The sequence below is a fragment of the Ornithinicoccus sp. genome, assembly GCF_057176825.1.
Genome location: NZ_CM169976.1, coordinates 2,820,207 through 2,839,326 on the forward strand (window position 1 = coordinate 2,820,207; position 19,120 = coordinate 2,839,326).

General features: G+C 71.6%; 15 protein-coding genes and 1 pseudogene. 8 read left to right on the forward strand and 8 right to left on the reverse strand.

Features of this window, described 5'->3' with window-relative positions; all coding sequences use genetic code 11:
* Window positions 1–60: 60 nt before the first annotated feature.
* Window positions 61–2,513 (forward strand): annotated as a pseudogene (locus tag AC1QRC_RS14055) (DNA gyrase/topoisomerase IV subunit A).
* 29 nt (window positions 2,514–2,542) lie between these two features.
* Here AC1QRC_RS14055 and AC1QRC_RS14060 read toward each other — a convergent pair.
* Both AC1QRC_RS14060 and AC1QRC_RS14065 read right to left on the reverse strand, forming a co-directional pair.
* Window positions 2,543–3,178 carry a hypothetical protein gene (locus tag AC1QRC_RS14060; protein ID WP_484203902.1) on the reverse strand — a complete coding sequence of 212 codons (636 nt, stop codon included), beginning with the start codon at window positions 3,176–3,178 and terminating at the stop codon, window positions 2,543–2,545.
* Window positions 3,168–3,377 carry a hypothetical protein gene (locus AC1QRC_RS14065; RefSeq protein ID WP_484203903.1) on the reverse strand — a complete coding sequence of 70 codons (210 nt, stop codon included), beginning with the start codon at window positions 3,375–3,377 and terminating at the stop codon, window positions 3,168–3,170. Before AC1QRC_RS14065 ends, AC1QRC_RS14060 begins: the two co-directional genes overlap by 11 nt.
* Before the next feature lie 517 nt (window positions 3,378–3,894).
* Between AC1QRC_RS14065 and argG the strand changes: the two genes are divergently transcribed.
* Window positions 3,895–5,334 carry an argininosuccinate synthase gene (gene argG, locus AC1QRC_RS14070; RefSeq protein WP_484203904.1) on the forward strand — a complete coding sequence of 480 codons (1,440 nt, stop codon included), beginning with the start codon at window positions 3,895–3,897 and terminating at the stop codon, window positions 5,332–5,334.
* Window positions 5,335–5,424: 90 nt separating this feature from the next.
* Here argG and pepN read toward each other — a convergent pair whose 3' ends face one another.
* Window positions 5,425–8,046, reverse strand: a complete 2,622-nt coding sequence (gene pepN, locus AC1QRC_RS14075; RefSeq protein ID WP_484203905.1) for an aminopeptidase N — start codon at window positions 8,044–8,046, stop codon at window positions 5,425–5,427.
* Window positions 8,047–8,283: 237 nt separating this feature from the next.
* On the opposite strand from pepN, the gene AC1QRC_RS14080 reads away from it, so the two are divergent.
* A complete protein-coding gene (locus AC1QRC_RS14080) occupies window positions 8,284–9,750 on the forward strand; it encodes an aminoacyl--tRNA ligase-related protein (RefSeq protein WP_484203906.1) in 1,467 nt (488 codons plus the stop codon).
* Here the strand turns inward: AC1QRC_RS14080 and AC1QRC_RS14085 are convergent.
* Window positions 9,704–10,804: an amidohydrolase family protein gene (locus AC1QRC_RS14085; RefSeq protein WP_484203907.1), complete on the reverse strand. Its 1,101-nt coding sequence runs from the start codon at window positions 10,802–10,804 to the stop codon at window positions 9,704–9,706. The genes AC1QRC_RS14080 and AC1QRC_RS14085 overlap by 47 nt on opposite strands.
* A gap of 155 nt (window positions 10,805–10,959) precedes the next feature.
* Window positions 10,960–11,853 carry a transporter substrate-binding domain-containing protein gene (locus AC1QRC_RS14090; protein WP_484203908.1) on the reverse strand — a complete coding sequence of 298 codons (894 nt, stop codon included), beginning with the start codon at window positions 11,851–11,853 and terminating at the stop codon, window positions 10,960–10,962.
* 73 nt (window positions 11,854–11,926) lie between these two features.
* On the opposite strand from AC1QRC_RS14090, the gene AC1QRC_RS14095 reads away from it, so the two are divergent.
* Window positions 11,927–12,484, forward strand: a complete 558-nt coding sequence (locus tag AC1QRC_RS14095; protein ID WP_484203909.1) for a SixA phosphatase family protein — start codon at window positions 11,927–11,929, stop codon at window positions 12,482–12,484.
* Here AC1QRC_RS14095 and AC1QRC_RS14100 read toward each other — a convergent pair.
* From AC1QRC_RS14100 to ctlX, 3 genes are all read right to left on the reverse strand, one after another.
* Entirely contained in the window at window positions 12,412–13,287 is an 876-nt protein-coding gene (locus AC1QRC_RS14100; RefSeq protein WP_484203910.1) for a fumarylacetoacetate hydrolase family protein, read from the reverse strand. The two genes, AC1QRC_RS14095 and AC1QRC_RS14100, sit on opposite strands and share 73 nt — an antisense overlap.
* Before the next feature lie 16 nt (window positions 13,288–13,303).
* Window positions 13,304–14,032: a DUF5995 family protein gene (locus AC1QRC_RS14105; protein WP_484203911.1), complete on the reverse strand. Its 729-nt coding sequence runs from the start codon at window positions 14,030–14,032 to the stop codon at window positions 13,304–13,306.
* Between the two features lie 70 nt (window positions 14,033–14,102).
* Window positions 14,103–15,080, reverse strand: coding sequence for a citrulline utilization hydrolase CtlX (gene ctlX / locus AC1QRC_RS14110; protein WP_484203912.1), 978 nt, complete (start codon window positions 15,078–15,080; stop codon window positions 14,103–14,105).
* Window positions 15,081–15,184: 104 nt separating this feature from the next.
* Between ctlX and AC1QRC_RS14115 the strand changes: the two genes are divergently transcribed.
* The 4 genes from AC1QRC_RS14115 to AC1QRC_RS14130 all read left to right on the forward strand — a co-directional run bounded on the left by AC1QRC_RS14115 (window position 15,185) and on the right by AC1QRC_RS14130 (window position 19,004).
* Window positions 15,185–15,610 (forward strand): Lrp/AsnC family transcriptional regulator, encoded by a 426-nt coding sequence (locus AC1QRC_RS14115; RefSeq protein ID WP_484203913.1) that lies wholly within the window; start codon window positions 15,185–15,187, stop codon window positions 15,608–15,610.
* A gap of 82 nt (window positions 15,611–15,692) precedes the next feature.
* The gene (locus AC1QRC_RS14120; RefSeq protein WP_484203914.1) at window positions 15,693–16,676 is read left to right on the forward strand and encodes an ABC transporter ATP-binding protein; all 984 of its coding nucleotides are present in this window, start codon (window positions 15,693–15,695) and stop codon (window positions 16,674–16,676) included.
* Window position 16,677: 1 nt separating this feature from the next.
* A complete protein-coding gene (locus tag AC1QRC_RS14125) occupies window positions 16,678–17,844 on the forward strand; it encodes an ABC transporter permease (RefSeq protein ID WP_484203915.1) in 1,167 nt (388 codons plus the stop codon).
* Window positions 17,841–19,004: an ABC transporter permease gene (locus AC1QRC_RS14130; protein ID WP_484203916.1), complete on the forward strand. Its 1,164-nt coding sequence runs from the start codon at window positions 17,841–17,843 to the stop codon at window positions 19,002–19,004. The genes AC1QRC_RS14125 and AC1QRC_RS14130 overlap by 4 nt, the downstream gene beginning before the upstream one ends.
* Window positions 19,005–19,120 lie beyond the last annotated feature (116 nt).

The following is a 19,120-nucleotide window of genomic DNA, read 5'->3' on the forward strand; positions in this document are numbered from 1 at the left end:
ATCGAGGGCGATCCCCATCCAGCACGGCACCACCCAGCACGGCACCAGGAGTAGCACCGCATGGCGCGACGTCCCCGTTCGTCCGGACCCGACCTGTTCGACGTCGAGGAGAAGATCATCGACATCGACGTCCAGGAGGAGATGCAGGGCGCGTTCCTGGAGTACGCCTACTCCGTCATCTACTCCCGCGCCCTGCCCGATGCCCGCGACGGGCTGAAGCCGGTGCAGCGGCGCATCCTGTTCGGGATGCACGAGCTGGGTCTGCGACCCGACAAGGGCCACGTGAAGTGCTCCCGCGTGGTCGGCGAGGTGATGGGTAAGTACCACCCGCACGGTGACGGCGCGATCTATGACGCGATGGTCCGGATGGCGCAGCCGTTCACCATGCGGCTGCCGCTGGTCGACGGGCACGGCAACTTCGGGTCGCTGGACGACGGCCCGGCTGCCAGCCGCTACACCGAGGCCCGACCCGCCCCGGCCGCGCTGTTGATGACGGGGGGCCTGGACGAGGAGACCGTCGACTTCGTCCCCAACTACGACGAGCAGCTGATGCAGCCCGACGTGCTGCCCGCGGCCTTCCCCAACCTGCTGGTCAACGGCGCCTCGGGCATCGCAGTGGGGATGGCCACCAACATGGCGCCGCACAACCTGGCGGAGGTCATCGGCGCCGCCCGGCACCTGATCGCCCACCCCAAGGCCACGCTCGAGGACCTGATGCGGTTCGTCCCAGGCCCGGACCTGCCGCTGGGCGGCCGGATCGTCGGGCTGGACGGCATCCGCGACGCCTACGAGACCGGTCGCGGCTCGTTCCGCACCCGGGCGACGGCACGGATCGAGAACGTCACGCCGCGCCGCAAGGGCATCGTGGTGACCGAGCTGCCCTACCTGGTCGGCCCGGAGAAGGTCATCGAGAAGGTCAAGCAGCTCGTCCAGTCCAAGAAGCTGCAGGGCATCTCGGACATCAACGACCTCACCGACCGCAGCAAGGGCCTGCACCTGGTCATCGAGGTGAAGAACGGCTTCAACCCCGACGCCGTGCTGGAGCAGCTCTACAAGCTGACCCCGATGGAGGAGTCCTTCGGGATCAACAACGTGGCCCTCGTGGACGGCCAGCCGCGCACCCTGGGCCTGCGCGAGCTGCTCCAGGTGTATGTCGATTTCCGCACCGAGGTGGTGCGTCGCCGGACGGCCTACCGGCTCCGGCGCAAGCAGGAGCGGCTGCACCTGGTCGAGGGACTGCTCGTCGCGATCCTGGACATCGACGAGGTCATCCAGCTGATCCGCTCCAGCGACGACGCCGCGGCAGCCCGCGAACGGCTGATCGCGGTGTTCGACCTGTCCGAGCTCCAGGCCAACTACATCCTGGAGCTGCAGCTGCGCCGGCTCACCAAGTTCTCCCGGATCGAGCTGGAGTCCGAGCGGGATGAGCTGCAGCGGGAGATCGAGCGGCTCACCGCCCTGCTCGAGGACCACGACCTGCTCCTGACGCTGGTCTCCGACGAGCTGGCCGAGGTGGCCCGCGAGCACGGCACGCCCCGGCGGACCGTGCTGCTGGAGTCCGCCGGGGTCAAGGCGACCGCGGCCGCGGCCACCCCCATGGAGGTCGCCGACGACCCGTGCTGGGTGCTCCTGTCCTCGACCGGCCTGCTGGCCCGGACCTCCACCGACGAGCCGCTCGGCACCGGAGGGTGCGCGCCGCAAGCACGACGCGATCGTCTCCCGGGTCCGCGCGACCGCCCGGGGCGACGTCGGGTTGGTCACCTCGGCGGGGCGCCTGCTGCGTCTGTCCGCCCTGGAGCTCCCCACCCTGCCGCCGACCAACGGCGCCCCGACCCTGTCGGGCGGCGCCCCGCTGGCCGCGTTCGTCGACCTGCCCGCCGGCGAGGAGCCGCTGGCACTGTGCACCGCTCACCGGCGAGGGGCCGGGCCTGGCCCTGGGCACCCGCAACGGCGTGGTCAAGCGCGTCAACCCGGACTACCCGGGCAACAAGGACAGCTTCGAGGTCATCAGCCTCAAGGACGGCGACGCCGTCGTCGGGGCGGTCGAGCTGGCCACCGGCGAGGAGGACCTGGTCTTCATCACCTCCGAGGCCAGCCTGCTGCACTTCCCCGCCTCGGGAGTGCGTCCCCAGGGCCGGGCCGGCGGCGGGATGGCCGGCATCAAGCTGTCCGGCGGCGCGCGCGTCGTCGGCTTCTGGGCGGTCGACCCGCAGGCCGACAACGTGGTCGTCACGGTGGCCGGGTCCGCGGGGGCACTGCCCGGGACCGAGGCCGGGTCGGTCAAGGTGACGCCGTATGCCGAGTACCCCGCCAAGGGTCGGGCCACCGCTGGGGTGCGGTGCCAGCGATTCCTGCGCGGCGAGGACGCCCTGCTCGTCGGGTGGGCGGGGTCCGCTCCCCCGATGGCGGCCTCCGCCAACGGGGTCGCCGTCGAGCTCCCGCCCGCGACCGGCAAGCGGGACGGCTCGGGGACCCCGGCCAAGGCACCGATCGCCCGCGTCGCCGCCGGCTGAGCGCGGGTCGCACCAGGAGGCGGGTCCGCTTAGCGGACGCGTGCCTTCACCCACTCCCGGGTCCACGGACTGTCCGGCGGCACCTGCTCGAAGGTGTCGAGCACCACGAGGTGCCCGGAGATCCCGAGGCGGTCGCCGATCACCGGCAACACGTCCCGAGCGAAACCCGTCGGGATCGTCCTGGACGACGATCCACCCGTCCCGTTCCGGCCACTCTGCCCGCCCGTGCGCGACCACCCAACCGCCGGCATACCGCGGATCTCGAGACGGCCAGCGACCCCGTCGTCCTCGCCCGGCACCTGCCGGGTGATCAGCGGACGCTGGCCCGGGCGCCCGACCATGGCCAGTCCGTTGTTCAGGTCCTGCTCGACCTCCTCGTGACGACGTCGCAGGTCGGCCTCGGGCAGGTCGGCGGTGCCGGGATAGAGGACGCGCTCCTCGAGGCTGACCATGCCGAGGGCCCCGGAGGTAAGGAGCAGGTAGGGCTCCCGCACCATCGTGGCGGAGTCTGCCCGGAGCCCGCCCTGGTCGTCGGCCAGCAGGAACAGGTGCTCCCCCACCGTGTCACCTGCGCGGCTGATCGCCCGGCCGGCCCCGAACAGCCCCCACCCCACCAGCGCGGCGACCAGCACACCGAGCACCAGGTCACCCACGTCATACCCCATGGAGAGCAGCCACAAGGACGACGAGCAGCGTCAGCCCGCCCAGCACCCACAGCACAACCGCCGGGATGAGGCAGCACAGCGCGAACGGGCTGATCGGCTCGACCGTCGGGATCCCCCGGCCCGCCTGGCCCGGGCGTTCGCCGGCCCAGCGCACGGCATACCGGGCCTCGGACAGTGCGATGACCGCAGGCCACGACAATGGACACCCAGAGCAGCAGGACCGCGAGCCCCAGGGGCCCGAGCATCGCCAGTGCGACCCAGGCCTCGTCGATGTCGAGCCACACCACCAGTTCCTCGAAGATGAGGTCGGAATCCCCGCTCGGGGACACCGCGATGGCCAGCACCACGGTGGCCACCACCACCAGGGCGAAGAGCCCAAAGGCCCCGTTGCGCAGCAGCGACAACCATCGTCCCCACGCCTGGGACCTCAGCCCGCGCGGGTGGTCCCGGTGCATCGCCTCGAGGAGCTGCACCCCGTCCTGGTAGCTCGCCTCGCTCACCACCGGGTCGTTGGCCAGCAGGCGGTCCACGGCATCGCCGGGCCCTGCGGCGTCGAGCAGCCGGTCGATGGCGTCCGGCCCGAGCCAGTGCCGGGCCAGGGCAGCGGCCCGTCGTTGCTGCGCCGGAGTCATCTCGTCCCTCCTCGTCATGGACCCGAGTCTGCCGCACCCCGCCGAATTGCATAATCATGCACTGGCACGTATATCCTCTCTCCCGTGAGCAAGGTACTGAAGACACTTCCCGTCGGCGAGCGCGTCGGCATCGCCTTCTCCGGAGGGCTGGACACCTCCGTGGCGGTCGCGTGGATGCGCGACAAGGGCGCCATTCCCTGCACCTACACGGCCGACATCGGCCAGTACGACGAGCCGGACATCGACTCCGTGCCCAGCCGCGCCACGGCATACGGGGCGGAGATCTCGCGACTGGTCGACTGCAAGGAGGCGCTCGTCGAGGAGGGCCTGGCCGCGATCACCTGCGGGGCCTTCCACATCCGATCGGCCGGACGCGTCTACTTCAACACCACCCCGCTGGGTCGCGCCGTGACGGGCACCCTCCTTACCCGGGCGATGCTCGAGGATGACGTGCTGATCTGGGGCGACGGCTCGACTTACAAGGGCAACGACATCGAGCGGTTCTACCGCTACGGCCTGCTGACCAACCCGAACCTGCGGATCTACAAGCCGTGGCTGGACGCCGACTTCGTCAGCGAGCTGGGCGGGCGCAAGGAGATGTCGGAGTGGCTGGTCGACCACGACCTGCCCTACCGCGACAGCACCGAGAAGGCGTACTCGACCGACGCCAACATCTGGGGCGCCACCCACGAGGCCAAGACCCTGGAGCACCTGGACACCAGCCTGGAGACGGTCGACCCGATCATGGGCGTGAAGTTCTGGGACCCGGCGGTCCAGATCGCCCCCGAGGACGTCACGATCCGCTACGAGATGGGCCGGCCGGTCGCGATCAACGGTCAGACGTTCGGCTCGGACGTGGAGCTGGTCATGATGGCCAACGCGATCGGCGGGCGGCACGGCCTGGGCATGTCGGACCAGATCGAGAACCGCATCATCGAGGCCAAGAGCCGCGGCGTGTACGAGGCGCCCGGGCTCGCGCTGCTGCACATCGGCTACGAGCGGCTGGTCAACGCGATCCACAACGAGGACACGGTCGCCAACTACCACAACGAGGGTCGTCGTCTCGGGCGTCTCATGTACGAGGGCCGCTGGCTGGACCCCCAGGCGCTGATGATCCGGGAGTCGCTGCAGCGCTGGGTCGGCACCGCGGTGACCGGCGAGGTCACCCTGCGGCTGCGGCGCGGCGAGGACTACACGATCCTCAACACGGACGGGCCGGCGTTCAGCTACCACCCGGACAAGCTGTCGATGGAGCGCACCGAGGACTCGGCATTCGGGCCCACCGACCGGATCGGGCAGCTGACGATGCGCAACCTGGACATCGCCGACTCCCGCGCCCGGCTGGAGCAGTACTCCTCCGTGGGGATGGTCGGTCAGGTGCGGGTGGAGCAGATCGGCGAGGCCAGGACCGAGCTCATCGGCGTGATGACCGAGGGCGGCGCCGAGGCCATTGCCTCCCGCGGCAAGGTCAGCGGCGAGGACGAGTGGCTGGACCGGGCGGCGATGGAGTTCGGCACCGACTGACGGGCTCAGCCGGACTCAGCCGGACTCAGCCGGGCCAGGCGGCGCGACGTCGGCCACGTGGTCGCCTGCCCGGCCCGGAACCGCACCGGCCTACTCTCCCACCGCCGCCTGTGCCCGCAGGGAACGCAGGGCGTTGTCGGTCTGCTCGAGCACGATCCGGCGCAACGCGGCGGGCGACTCCTCGTGGGCTGCCAGCCACTCCTGGGCCGCCAGCACGACCGGGTGCTCCTCCGGCTGCTGGCCCTGACCCAGGTCGGCCCGGGGGAACAGACCGGTGACCAGGATGGTCGCCATCGTCATCGACCGACCCTCCCACCAGTCGGACAACGCCGCGAAGTAGGCCTCGGCATACCCGGCCGTCACCGACGCACCCGAGGGCTCTGCGAAACCCGCGACCAATGCGCGGAGCTGGTCGTTGGTGACCGTCTCGTCGGTGGTGGCCCGCTCCCACGCCTGCCGACGCGCCTCGGCACCCGGCCGGCTGGAGACGGCCCGCAGGTATGCCGTGCGCCCGCTCATCGTGTCGTCGGCGGCCAGCGCCGACTCCAGGTCGGCGACGGGGATCGCGTCCTGGGCGGCCAGGGCGCGGATCGCGGACCACCGCAGGTCGTCGTCCACCTCCAGTCCATCGGGGACCCCGCCCCCGTCGACCAGGGCCCGCAGGTCCGGGACACCGTCGGGGCAGGTCGCGGTCGCGCGGACCAGTCCGTTGGCCCACGTGCGCTGCAGGTCCGAGCCGGCGGGTGACTGGGCGAGCCCGGTCCGGCAGGCGGCCACGAGCTGGGCCCGCAGGTCGTCACGCTGCCCGGTGGGGGCGTACAGCTCGACGGCGTCGGCGGCGGTCCCGAGGGCCGCGGTGACGATCGAGGCATCCGGCTCCGCGAGCGCCTGCGGCAGCCCTCCGGCGAGGAACTCCCGGGCCGGCAGCAGCCCGTCGCGCAGCGTGTTCCAGCCGATCGACCAGAGCAGCCCCCGGGTGAGCGGTGAGTCGATGGTGGACAGGTGGTCCCGGACGGCGAGCGCCGACCGCTGGTCCAGCCGCACCTTGGCGTAGGTCAGGTCCTCGTCGTTGAGGAGCACCAGGTCCGCGGCGCGCCCGACCGCGTCCGGGACCTCGATCTCGCTGCCGGCGACGTCCTGCTCGATCCGGGCCGTGCGCACCAGCGCTCCGTCCACCACCTCGTAGAGGCCGATCACGAGCCGGTGCGGCCGGTCCACGGGCTGGCCGGTTGCCGGGTCCACCGCCACCTGGCGGACCACGAGCCGGGTGAGGGTTCCGTCCTCCCCCACCTCGGGCTCGGGCGTCAGCTCGGAGATGCCCGCGGTCTCCAGCCAGGCCTGCGCCCACGCGGAAAGGTCACGGCCGGAGGCACGCTCCAGCGGGGCCAGCAGGTCGGCGAACTCGGTGTTCCCGAACGCATGCTCGGCGAAGTACTCCCGCGCCCCGGCGAAGAACGCCTCCTGCCCCACGTAGGCCATCAACTGCTTGAGCGCCGAGGCGCCCTTGGCGTAGGTGATGCCGTCGAAGTTCTGCCGGGCCGCCTCCAGGTCCTCGATCCGGGCCACGACGGGGTGGGTGCTGGGCAGCTGGTCCTGTCGGTAGGCGAAGGTCTTGCGGTCGGCGGCGAACCGGGTCCAGGCGTCGTTGAACTGGGTCGCCTCCGCGGCCCCGTGCCAGCCCATCAGGTCGGCGAAGGACTCCTTGAGCCAGAGCCCGTCCCACCAGCGCATGGTCACCAGGTCGCCGAACCACATGTGCGCCATCTCGTGCAGGATCGTGGACGCTCGCCCCATGAGCTGCCCGTGCGTGGCCCGCCCGCGGGGCAGGAACTGCTCGGTGAAGGTGACCAGGCCCGGGTTCTCCATGGCGCCGATGTTGTACTCCGGCACGAAGATCTGGTCGTACTTGCCCCACGGGTAGGGGTACCCGAACGCCGCGTCGAAGAAGTCCAGCCCCTCCCGGGTGACCTCGAGCACGGCGTCCGCGTCCAGGTGCTCCACCATCGAGGCCCTGCACCACACCCCGAGCTCGATCTCCTGGCCGGTGCCATCCTCGCGGGTGGTCGCCCACCGGTCGGCGACCCGGTGGTAGGGGCCGGCCGCGACGGCGGTGATGTAGGTCGACAGCGGCGGTGTCGGGGCGAAGGTCACCGTCGCGCAGTCCCCGCGGACCTCGCGGTCGACCTCGGGCTGCCCGGAGAGGATCGCCCACCCCCGCGGGGCCGTCACCACGAACGTGAAGGCGCCCTTGAGGTCGGGCTGCTCGAAGTTGGCATACATCCGGCGCGCGTCGGTCGGCTCGAAGTGGGTGTAGAGGTAGGTGGCGCCGTCCGCCGGGTCGGTGAACCGGTGCAGCCCCTCGCCGGTGCGGCTGTAGGCACACTCGGCCTCCACCACCAGCTCGTTGCGCGACGCGAGACCGGGGACCGGCAGCCGGGCCCCGTCGTAGGCCGCCACGTCCACGGGCGCACCGTTCAGCGTGGCCCCGAGCACCCGGTCCGCGATCAGGTCGACCCAGGTGTCGGCGCCGCTGGCGTCGAAGACGATGGTGGTGCGTGAGCCGTAACTCGCGACGTCGGCGTCGCCCGCCCGGGTCAGGTCCAGCTCCACCCGGTAGCTCTCGACCGAGATCATCTGGGCGCGCGCCGCGCACTCGGCATGGGTCAGGTTGGTCGCTGGGGTCGCTGGGGTCTCGGGGGTCGTGGCAGTCACAACGCCCCAGTCAACCATCCCCCCATTTTCGTAGCGGGTTTGACGTCCCATCCCGCATTTTCGTAGCGAATCTGTCGCAGCGGAGCTACAGTCGAGCCATGCGCCACCAGCAGCAGACGACCACGCCGGATCCACTCCGGCGCTGACCTGCTGCATCCCACCAGGCCCCGGAGCGTGACTCCGGGGCCTTTGCCGTCCCCCTCGCGCTCCGGGCCACACCACCCTCAGGAGCACGAGATGTCCGACGCACCACACGACGACCCACACGACGACCCACACGACGAACCGCACGACAACCCCCTGGACCACCGCGAGATCAATCGCGACCTGCAGGTCTTCGCCACCGATCCCGACATCGGCTCGGGCCTACCCCTCTGGCTGCCGGCGGGCGCCGCCATCCGCCACGAGCTGGAACAGCTGGCCCGCGAGATCGCCCTGCGCGACGGGTGCCAGGGGGTCTACTCCCCCGTGCTGGCCAAGCGCGCCCTGTTCGAGCAGTCCGGGCACTGGTCGAAGTTCAGCGACGACATGTTCCCCCCGATGTCCCTCGGTGGCGGCGCAGCCGGTGACAACCCCCAACACCACCCCGGCGAGGACCTCGTGCTGCGGCCCGCCAACTGCCCGCACCACGCGAGGATCTACGCCGCCGGGCAGCATTCCTACCGGGAGCTACCGATCCGCCTCAACGAGATGGCCCCCATGTTCCGCGCCGAGCGCACCGGCGTGTTGTCGGGCCTGAGCCGGGTCCGCCAGATCACCCTCGACGACACCCACGTCTTCTGTCGCCCGGACCAGGTCGCCGAGGAGGCCGCCCGGGCGCTGCGGGCGGCGCTGCGGGCCCAGCAGGTCCTCGGCATGCGGGTGGACTACGTCCGGTTGTCCCTCGGCGACGACAGCGGCGCGTTCCTGGGCGATCCCCGACAGTGGGAGCACGCGGTGGCGGCGCTGCGGGAGGCTGCGGCGGCGGTCGACCTGGACTCCTGGGGTATGCCGTTGCGCGAGGCCGCGGGCGAGGCCGCCTTCTACGGCCCCAAGCTGGACCTTCAGGTCCGCGACGGACGGGGTCATGAGGAGACCATCGCGACCGTGCAGCTCGACTTCGTCCAGCCGGAGCGGTTCGACCTCGCCTACGACGCGGCGGACGGCAGCCGGGCGCGGGTGGTCATGATCCACCGCGGCACCGTCGGCTCCATGGAGCGCGTCGTGGCCTCCCTGCTCGAGCGCTACCAGGGCCGGCTCCCCCTGTGGCTCGCGCCCGTGCAGGTCTGCGTGCTGCCGGTCGGCCCCGACCAGGACCCGTCGGCGCGGGCGCTCGTCGAGGACCTGCGGGCCGCGGGGCTGCGGGTCCGCCTGGAGCAGGTCGGCAGCCTCGGTGCCCGCATCCGCTCCGCCCGGCAGCGGCGGGACTGCCTGCTCGCCGTCCTGGGCCCCCAGGAGGACGTCCGCCGACAGCGTGCAGATCACCGATGTCGCAGCCGGGTTCCGGGGGCAGGTGGCCCGCGGATCCCTGGTCCACCTGCTGCAGGACGCGTATGCCGATCGCCTGCCCCTGGTGCCCTGGTCGCCCGACCCGGCGCACGGCATACGACAGGAGGGTCCCTGAGAACTCGCGTGGAACTTGGAGGGGCCTATCACCCCCGAGATCCTCCACGCGAGATCAGAGCAGCGAGCCCTCGTCGGCGACGAGCCGCCCCGCGTGGATGACTGTGCGGCGACTCGGCCGGTCCATGACCGCCGACGTGGGGGTCTCGGCGTCGAGCAGGACGACGTCGGCGACGGAGCCCGGCTGCAGCTCCTGGTAGGACGCGTCGACTGGGTCCTGGGGTAGGCGGGCTGCGGACGGGTCGAGCACGGAGCGGCCGCCGAGCGTGGACACGGCCAGGGTGCGCTCGATCTGACGGTCCGCGCGGAAGCCGCCGGTGAACGCCAGCTGCCAGGTGCGGTCGAGCATGTCGGCGTTGCCGTAGGGCGACCAGTAGTCCCGTTGTCCGTCCTCCCCCAGACCCAGCCGGATCCCCGCGTCGAGTAGCTCGACCAGCGGCAGCGTCTTGGTCCCCGCCGGAGCCACCGTCGTGACGGCCACGTCCTGCCCGGCCAGGCCCTCGATGAGGTGGGCCCGGGTGGCGGCGTCCACCTGACCGAGCGCGAAGGCGTGGGCGAGCGTCACCCGGCCCTGCATTCCCGCGGCCCGGGTGTGCTCCAGGATCAGGTCGATCGTGAAGGCCCCCAACTCCCCCGGCTCGTGCAGGTGGATGTCGACCGGCACCTGGTGCCGCTGGGCCAGGTCGAACACCGTCCGCAGGTGCGTCACCGGGTCGCGGTCCAGTCCGCAGGGGTCGATCCCGCCGACGAGGTCGGCACCCGCAGCCAGGGCCTCGCGGAGGACCTCGACGCTGCCCTGCTCGCGCAGCAGCCCCGCCTGCGGGAAGGCGACGACCTCGATCTGGCAGCGATCGGCATACGCCTCCCGTGCGGCGAGCACGGCCTCGAGCCGTTCCATCCGGCAGTCCACGTCGACCTGGGCGTAGCTGCGCATCCGGGTCGTGCCGCGGGCGATCATCAACTCCACGGCGTTCGCGACGCGGTCGCCGATAGGCACCTCCGCGTCGCGCCAGTGCTCCCGGTCGTTGAGCATCATCGCCCACACGCCCGGCGACCCGGTGTGCGGCCGGAACGGCAGGCCGAGGCGGTTGGAGTCCAGGTGCACGTGCACGTCGGCGAAGCTGGGCAGCAGGAGCCGGCCCTGACCGTCCAGCACGGTCGACCCCAGCGGCGCGCTCGCCCTCGGAGTGTGCGTGCTCGAAGACGGCGGCCACCACGCCCGTCCCGCACCGCCACGTCGCTGAGCGGGCCGCCCCACGGACGGACGTTGCGGATCAGGGATACCTCACGCATCCCGGAAGCATCCCACGGTCAGCCGAACCAGGGCTCCTCAGCGGCCTCGTAGGTGCCGTCCTGCAGGGCGATGTCCAGCCAGACGTCCACCAGTTGCTGCCAGGCCACGTCGCCGTGCGGCAACAGGTAGCCGTTCTGGAAGAAGGTGAACGGCTCGTCAGGGTTGACCGCGCACAGCTCGTCCTCGGTGTGCGCCACCCACTTGGTCTCCGAGGCATCGGTGACCATCACGTCGGCATTGCCGTCGATGATCTCCTGGAAGATCGTGTTGTTGTCGTCCCACTTGGTGACCTCGGCGTCCGGGAAGTTCTCGTCGGCGAACGCCTCGTTGGTGCCGCCGACCGGCGTGATGACCCGCACGCCCTCCTGGTTGATGTCCTCGACGGTCTGGTAGTCCTCGACCTCCTCGCACCGGACGATCGGGGCCTTCCCGTCCTGCACCGTGGCCTGGGTGAAGAAGACCTGCTGGGCGCGGTCGGTGTTGAAGGAGATCCCGCCCACCGCGATGTCGCACCCCGCCTCGAGGTCGGCGATCAGGTCGCCCCAGGAGGTCTGCACCATCTCGACCTCGACGCCCAGGTCCTGCGCCAGGTCCTCCGCCATGGTCACGTCGATGCCGCTCCACTGCTGGGTCTCGGGGTCCAGGTAGGTGTAGGGCCGGTAGTCCCCGGTCGAACAGACCCGCAGCACCCCTGCGTCCAGCACCTGCGCCGTGGTGTCCTGCCCGGCGGCCGTGTCCCCGGCTGCTTCGTCGGCGGCGTGCCCCGCGGTGACGGCGGCGTGGTCGTCCTCGGAGGTGGTGTCCGCTCCCAGGCCGGCGGGGCCGTCCACCAGAGCGCACCCGCCGAGGGACAGGCCCGCCCCGAGCAGGGTGAGGGTTGCCAGCGTGCTGCGTGTCCTACGGTGTCGCACAGTGCCTCCTACGGCGCAGGGTCGGGACCGCCAAACTATCGCCTCCGGCGACAAGGGCTGGGAGGATGGCCCCGTGGAACACACCCTCGTCGTGGTCCGCCACGCCAAGTCGGACTGGGACGTCCCCGTCGGGGACCGCGAGCGTCCGCTGGCGCCCCGGGGTCGGCGACAGGCCCCCGAGACCGGTCGCTGGATCGCTGCCAACCTGGGGCCTGTGGACCTGGCCGTGGTCTCGGTGGCGGTGCGGGCCAGGCAGACCTGGGAGTTGGTGGCGGGCGAGCTGCCCCGGGCGCCGGAGGAACGCGTCACCGAGGACGCCTACACCTTCTCCGGGCACGACCTGGCCCGGGTCGTCGCCGGCCTGCCCGGCGAGCGTCCGCACCGCGCTGCTGGTGGGCCACAACCCGGCGGTCGCCGAACTGGTCGAGGACCTGACGGGTCGCTGGGTCCGGCTGCCGACCTCCGCCCTCGCCGTCGTGGCACTCCCCGCCTGGGACACGCCGCCGGGTGCCGGGAGGCTGCGCACGGTGGGACGCCCCGCGGACGAGGGCCTGACCCTCAGCTGAACGTGGTCCGGATCTGCCCGACCCCCTCGATCGTGCTGACCACGACCTCGCCGCGGGACAGGTAGCGCCGCGGGGAGCGGACGGCACCGACACCGGCGGGCGTGCCGGTGAAGATCAGGTCGCCGGGCAGCAGCCGGACGATCGCCGACAACCGCGCGACCAGCTCGGCGACGGGGAACACCATGTCGGCGGTCGTGCCGTCCTGCAGCACCTCCTCCCCCGAGGTGCACCCGATCGCCAGCCGGTCCCGGTCGGCCAGCTCGTCGGGCGTGACCAGCGCCGGACCGATCGGGGAGAACCCCGGGTAGGACTTGCCCATCGAGAACTGCGGCGGCTTGCCCCGGAACTGGACCGCCCGGTCGCTGACGTCCTGCCCCACGGTCAGCCCGGCCACGTGGTCCCACGCCTGCTCCGCCGATACCTCGAAGCACTCCTGTCCGATCACCACGACGAGCTCCACCTCGTAGTCGCACCGGTCGCTGGGCAGCCGCACCTCGGCATACGGGCCGGTCACCGAGGAGGGGAACTTGGTGAAGACCATCGGTTCGTCGGGCAGGTCCAGGTCGGCCTCCTCGGCGTGGTCGCGGTAGTTGAGGCCGATGCCGAAGACCTGTGGCGGCCGGGGCACCGGCGGACCGAGCCGCTCGGGGGCGAACGGCTCGCCTGCCGTGGCATCGGTGTCGGCCGACCCGGCGGCCCACTCCGTGAACTCCGCCCACCGCTCGAACACCGCCTGCGGTGACGCCCCGAACCGCCCTCCGCTGGCCCGTTCGACGTCCAGCGCACGATCCCCCTGCGACCAGCACCAGCCGTCCGTCCAGGTTCCCGATCCGCATCCCGCTCCTCCTCGTGGTGAGCTGCGCTCCATGCTGCCAGGGCACGCCCTACACCGGCTCGGCCACCCTCACCAGCAGGGCCCGCCCCGCCATCCCGACCGTGCGGGACAGCGTCTGGCGGAACTCGGTGTCCAGCTCCGGCACCTGCCGCAACCGCCACAACACCTCGGTGTTCACCCACGCGGCGTCCCGCGCCCTGGCCACGCTCCAGGTGCCGACCAGCGTCGCGACGGGCGACAGTTCCCGGTCCACCTCGAGCGCGATCCCGCGCAGGAACGACTGCCGCACCTCCTCGTGGACCTCGGCCAGCACCTGCGTCACCCGGTCGTAGTCGGCACGCACCCCGGGCGCCGACGGGTGCGTGCCCAGCTGCCGGCAGGTGTCGACGACGGCGACCGGCAGGTCGTGGTTGATGTGGGCGTTCATCCCGGCGATGGCGAACTGGATCGGGGCCAGCGGCTGGTCGCGGCACTCGAACAGGGGCGCCCAACAGCTCGGGGCCTGCGCCTGGCCGCCGCGAAGGGTGTCCAGGTAGAGGTGGGCGAAGACGATGTCCAGCCGCGCCAGGAACTCCCGGTCGCCGAAGTAGCCCCCGTCGATCCGGGCCTCGACCAGCTCGGTCACCCGCAGATACATGCGGTTGAACTCCCGTATGCCGTCACCCGGCGCGAGCTGCTCGCCCGCCTCCCGCAGTGCCTCCACGACCGCGTGCACCGTGGGCAGCTGGTGCGGCGGTGGTTCCATCCGGCCGGGCGCGGGGCGGAACCGCTTCCGCACGCCCTCGACGAGGTCTCGCCATCCCATGGATGATTCGACCACCGCGCAGGCTGCACCACAAGGCCCTGGCTCAGCCCCGGGGTGGCGCGTGGATCCCGGCCAGCATGCAGCGGGCGGACCCGCCGGCGTGCTCGATGGTGGGGACCTCGACGGGCAGGATCGCGTGCGCCGCCTCCAGACGGCGTTGCTGCCGCGGTCGCAGCGAGCGCCAGCCGCGGGCCGACATCACCAGCACCGGGTGGTCCCCGGCCCACACCTCCAGGGCGTTGCCGGCGAACTCGCCGACCTGCTCCTCGGTGATCGGCACCACCTCGCGGCCGGAGGCCTCCAGCTCCCGCACGAGTCGGGCCTGCTGGGCGGGGTCGCGCACCGTCTCCAGTGCGACAATCGCCAGCCGCCGACCGACGGCCATCATGACGTTGGTGTGGTAGATCGGCACCCCGTGCCGGTCCGTCGCGTCGAACACGACCGGCCGGTACCCGTGGTCGGTGCAGAACAGCTCGAGCAGCTGCGGGTCGGCGCGTCCGGAGCGACAGACGTAGGCAATCCGGTGCACGTGGTCGAGCACCATCACCCCGGTGCCCTCCAGGTAGCAGTCGATCTCCTCCCACAGGGAGTAGTCACGGTGCCGCGAGATCTCGTAGTCGGCACAGACCTGGCGGATCACGTCCTCGCGGCGCTCCAGGCGTCGGACGGAGGCACGCATCGGGTAGAGCGCCAGGCTCCCGTCCGGGTGCGTGGTGAACCAGTTGTTGGGGAACACCGAGTCGGGGGTGCGCCGACCCAGGTCCTCAAACAGGTGCACCCGGACCCCCTCCGCGCCCAGCCGCTCGGCCATCGCGGTCACCTCACGGTATGCCGAGCGGGCCACCTCGTCCGGGTCGCCCGGTGGCACCGTCATGAATCCGTTGTCCGCCAGGGTCTGCGGGTTGGGGGTGAAGAAGTGGGGACGCACCATGACGACGGCCCCGGGCGCCTGCAGCGGGGCCGTCCCGGAGGCAGCCACGCGGGGGGCGGCGGCCTCGATCCGGTGTGCCGTGGTCGTCATGCTCCGGATGCTAGGCCCTCGTGGTGATCAGCAGAATGTCCAGAGTCTCTCTCACTATCCCGATTCCCTGAGCGATTCTGCCCAGCCTGATATACATACTGATCATGCGAGGCCTCGACGACATCGACCGTGCCCTGCTGACCCGGCTGCGGGACGACGGCCGCGCCGCGGTCTCCACGCTGGCGCAGGAGCTGCACGTCGCCCGCGGCACGGTGCAGACCCGGCTGAACCGACTCGTCGCCGAGGGCGTCATCCGCCGCTTCACGATCGAGCTGGACCCTGATCACGAGCACCAGCTGGTCCGCGCCGTGAGCCTGGTGCGACTGCACGGGGTGACGACCACGGTGGCCGCCCGGTCCCTGCAGCGCATCCCGGAGGTGGCCGAGGTGCACACCACCAACGGGGAGTGGGACCTGGTCGCGGAGGTGCGCGCGGCGTCCCTGGAGGACCTCGACCGCGCCCTCGTGGACCTGCGCGCCGTGCCCGGGGTCGTCAACACCGAGAGCTCGATCCTGCTGCGCACCTTCTGACCCGCGTGACAAAAGTCCCTGTCGCCGGCTGCGCCGCGGTCCTAGCCTGGAGGCGACAGGGGACCACGTCACAGGAGAAGTCATGGCAGTGCAGGAGACACCGCGGGCCGCCGACACGGGGGGCCGCACCGAGGACGTCCTCGTCGTCGAGGGGCTGCGGCGCAGCTTCGGGGACCTGGTCGCGGTCGACGGCGTGACCTTCCGCATCGCGCCCGGGGAGACCTACGGGCTACTGGGCCCGAACGGCGCCGGCAAGACCACGACCATCTCGATGGTCGCCGGGCTCATCCCCGCGGACGCGGGCACCGTCACCGTCGCGGGAGCGCGGATGGGCCCCCGCGAGGTCGCCCCCAAGCGGCACATCGGGCTGGTGCCCCAGGACCTGGCGATCTACCCCGAGTTGACCGCCCGGGAGAACCTCGCCTTCTTCGGCCGGCTGCAGGGCATCACCGGCGGCGACCTCACGCGGCGCGTCGCCGAGGTGCTCGAGCTGATCGGCCTGCGCGATCGGGCCAAGGAGGCCAGCAAGAACTTCTCCGGGGGCATGAAGCGGCGCCTCAACATCGGGATCGGGCTGTTGCACCAGCCGACCCTGCTGATCCTGGACGAGCCGACGGTCGGGGTGGACCCGCAGTCGCGCAACTCGATCCTGGAGTCGGTGGAGGCGCTCTCCGGCGAGGGGATGGCGGTGCTCTACACCACGCACTACATGGAGGAGGCCGAGCGCCTGTGCGACCGGATCGGGATCATCGACTCCGGTGCCATCCAGGCCGAGGGCACCCGCGACGAGCTCATCCGGCTGACCGGTGGGGTGGACCAGATCCGGCTGAGCGGGTCCGGCGACACCGAGGCCGCGGCAGCCGCCCTGCGCCGTATGCCGAAGGTCGAGCAGGTGGACGCGGACCGCCACTCCCTGCGGTTGACGGTGCGGGAGGCACCGACCGCCGTGGCCGACATCGTGACGGGGGCGAGCGCGGCGGGGATGAGCCTGGCCGACGTCGAGATCACCCGGCCCAACCTGGAGTCGGTGTTCCTGCACCTCACCGGCAAGGCCCTGAGGGACTGACATGCGGGCGCTCTGGACCATGATCGCCTCGGACCTGCGGCAGCGGATCCGTGACAAGTCCGTCATCATCTTCGCCGTCGTCGTGCCGCTGGCGCTGATGTTCGTCCTGGACCTCGTCGTCGGGGGTGCGATGGACACCGAGATCGAGCCCATGACGGTGGCCGCCGCCACACCGGCCGACGACGAGCTCGCCGCAGCCCTGGTCGGCGTCCTCCCCAATATCGAGGGGCTGGACATCACCATCGAGGAGGTCGACGAGGAGCAGGCCCGGGCGATGGCCGAGGACGGCTCGGCCACCATCGGGCTCGTGGTCCCGGAGGGGTTCTCCGACGGCCTGAGGTCCGGGCAGGGCCTGGACGTGACGATCATCGACGGCGGCTCGGCCGGGCTGGAGGGCCAGATCCTCACCTCGGTGGTCCAGGGCACCGTCACCCGCTTCGGGGCCGCGGCAGTCGCCACGGTTGCAGGCGCGGAGTCCGGGGTCGCCCCCGCGGACCTGGCCGCGATCGGCGAGGCGGTGGCCGCGGCCCCGCCCACCGTGGCACTCACCGAGGGCACGGCCTCCGAGGAGCAGTTGAGCAGCTCCGCGTCGCTGGTGGCCGGTCAGGCCGGCCTGTTCCTGCTGTTCACCGTCGGGTTCGGCGTGCTGGCCCTGGTCTATGAACGGGAGAACGGCACCCTGGCCCGGTTGCGGTCGATGCCGATGAATCCCTCCATGGTGCTGCTCGCCAAGGCCGCCACGAGCTTCATCCTCGGGGTGGTAGCCACCACGATCCTGCTGGTCGTGGGCGGGCTGCTGTTCGACGTGGACTTCGGCTCCCCCCTCGCGGTCGGCGTGCTCGTGGTGACCGTGGTGACGGCGGGCACCTCGTTGATGCTGGTGGTGGCCCGGGTCGCCAAGACGTCCGAGCAGGCCAACATCGCCCAGTCCATCGTGGCGATGGTCCTCGGCATCGCCGGGGGCGCGTTCTTCCCGATGTCGGCCAGCGGGTTCCTCGGCACCCTGCTGGACCTCAACCCGATCGCCGCCTTCCTGCGGGGCCTCGGGATCACCTCCGGCGGGGGCGGGGTCGCCGACATCGGCACCCCGGTCCTGATCATGGTCGGCTTCGCCGTGGTGGTCACGGCGCTGTCCCGGCTGGTGCCGGAGAGGGGGACCGCGCTGTGAGACCCGTCATCACGATCACCGGCGCCGAGCTGCGCCGCTTCCTGCGCGACAAGTCCAACATCTTCTTCGTCTTCATCTTCCCGCTGCTGCTGGTGCTCGTCCTCGGGTCCCAGTTCGGCGGCTCCGGGGGCAACGGCCAGGTCGCAGTCGCCGGGGAGGACGGCCCGCTGCGCGACGCGGTGATCGCCCAGTTGGAGAGCCAGGACGTCGGCGTCAGCTCAGGGGACCGCGAGGAGGTCCTGGAGCAGGTGTCCCGGGGACGCACCGGGGCGGCGCTCCTCCTGCCCGAGGGGGCGGACACGGCATACCAGTCCGGCGATCCCGTCACCCTGGAGATCGTCCCCGGCAACACCTCCAGCGGGATGCTCACCCAGCAGCAGGTGTCCACCGCCGTGGAGGCCCTGCAACTGGAGCGCGCACAGGAGGGGGCGCTCACCGACCTGGGGGTCGAGCCGGCCGACGCGCGGGCCGCCCTCGACGCGGCCGAGGACCGCCTCACCCTCCCGGCCGTGCAGGTGGTGGACCTCGACTCGGTGGCCCAGGAGTTCGCCGGGGTCGGCCAGTTCGACGTGGGCGCGTCCTCGCAGCTGCTCCTCTTCGTCTTCCTGATCTCGCTGGCCGGCTCCGCGACCCTCATCCAGGCCCGGCGCGAGGGCGTCATCGCCCGGTCCCTGTCCGCACCCGTGAGCACCCGGCAGGTCCTGCTCGGGCACGCGGGCGGCAGGTTCGTCATCGCGGCGTTCCAGGGCGTCTACATCATGGTCGCCACGTGGCTGCTGTTCGGCGTCGACTGGGGCAACCCGCTGGTCAGCATCCTGGTGCTGCTCGTCTTCAGCGCCGTCGCCGCCGGGGCCGCGATGCTCCTGGGGTCGGTAATGGACAACGAGGCCGCGGCCTCGGGTGTCGGCGTCGGGTTGGGGCTGGTGCTGGCGGGGATCGGTGGCGGCATGGCGCCCCTGGAGATCTTCTCCGACACCATGCGCCAGGTCGCCCACATCACGCCTCACGCCTGGGCCTACGACGCCCTGGCCAAGGTCACCCGGCACGACGCGGGCGTGGTTGACGTGCTCCCGGAGCTGGGCGTGCTGGCCGCGATGGCGGCTGCCGTGCTGTTGCTGGGCGGCTGGGCACTGCGGCGCAGCGTCGCCCGTTCGCTCTGACCCACGCACGTTCGCCCTGACCCGGGCCCCTCACCGGACCGGCCACCACCCCCCACCCGGCCGGCACTCTGCATACCCTTGACAACAGAGCCAACCCTCCCTCAAACTCTGTCATA

Excerpts from the sequence above, each read along its gene's own strand:
- AC1QRC_RS14125 (WP_484203915.1), top strand. The coding sequence starts at position 16,678 with ATGCGGGCGCTCTGGACCATGATCGCCTCGGACCTGCGGCAGCGGATC.
- AC1QRC_RS14100 (WP_484203910.1), bottom strand. The coding sequence starts at position 13,287 with ATGGAGCGCAGCTCACCACGAGGAGGAGCGGGATGCGGATCGGGAACC.
- AC1QRC_RS14120 (WP_484203914.1), top strand. The coding sequence starts at position 15,693 with ATGGCAGTGCAGGAGACACCGCGGGCCGCCGACACGGGGGGCCGCACC.
- AC1QRC_RS14060 (WP_484203902.1), bottom strand. The coding sequence starts at position 3,178 with ATGGGGTATGACGTGGGTGACCTGGTGCTCGGTGTGCTGGTCGCCGCG.
- ctlX (WP_484203912.1), bottom strand. The coding sequence starts at position 15,080 with ATGACGACCACGGCACACCGGATCGAGGCCGCCGCCCCCCGCGTGGCT.
- AC1QRC_RS14115 (WP_484203913.1), top strand. The coding sequence starts at position 15,185 with ATGCGAGGCCTCGACGACATCGACCGTGCCCTGCTGACCCGGCTGCGG.
- AC1QRC_RS14080 (WP_484203906.1), top strand. The coding sequence starts at position 8,284 with ATGTCCGACGCACCACACGACGACCCACACGACGACCCACACGACGAA.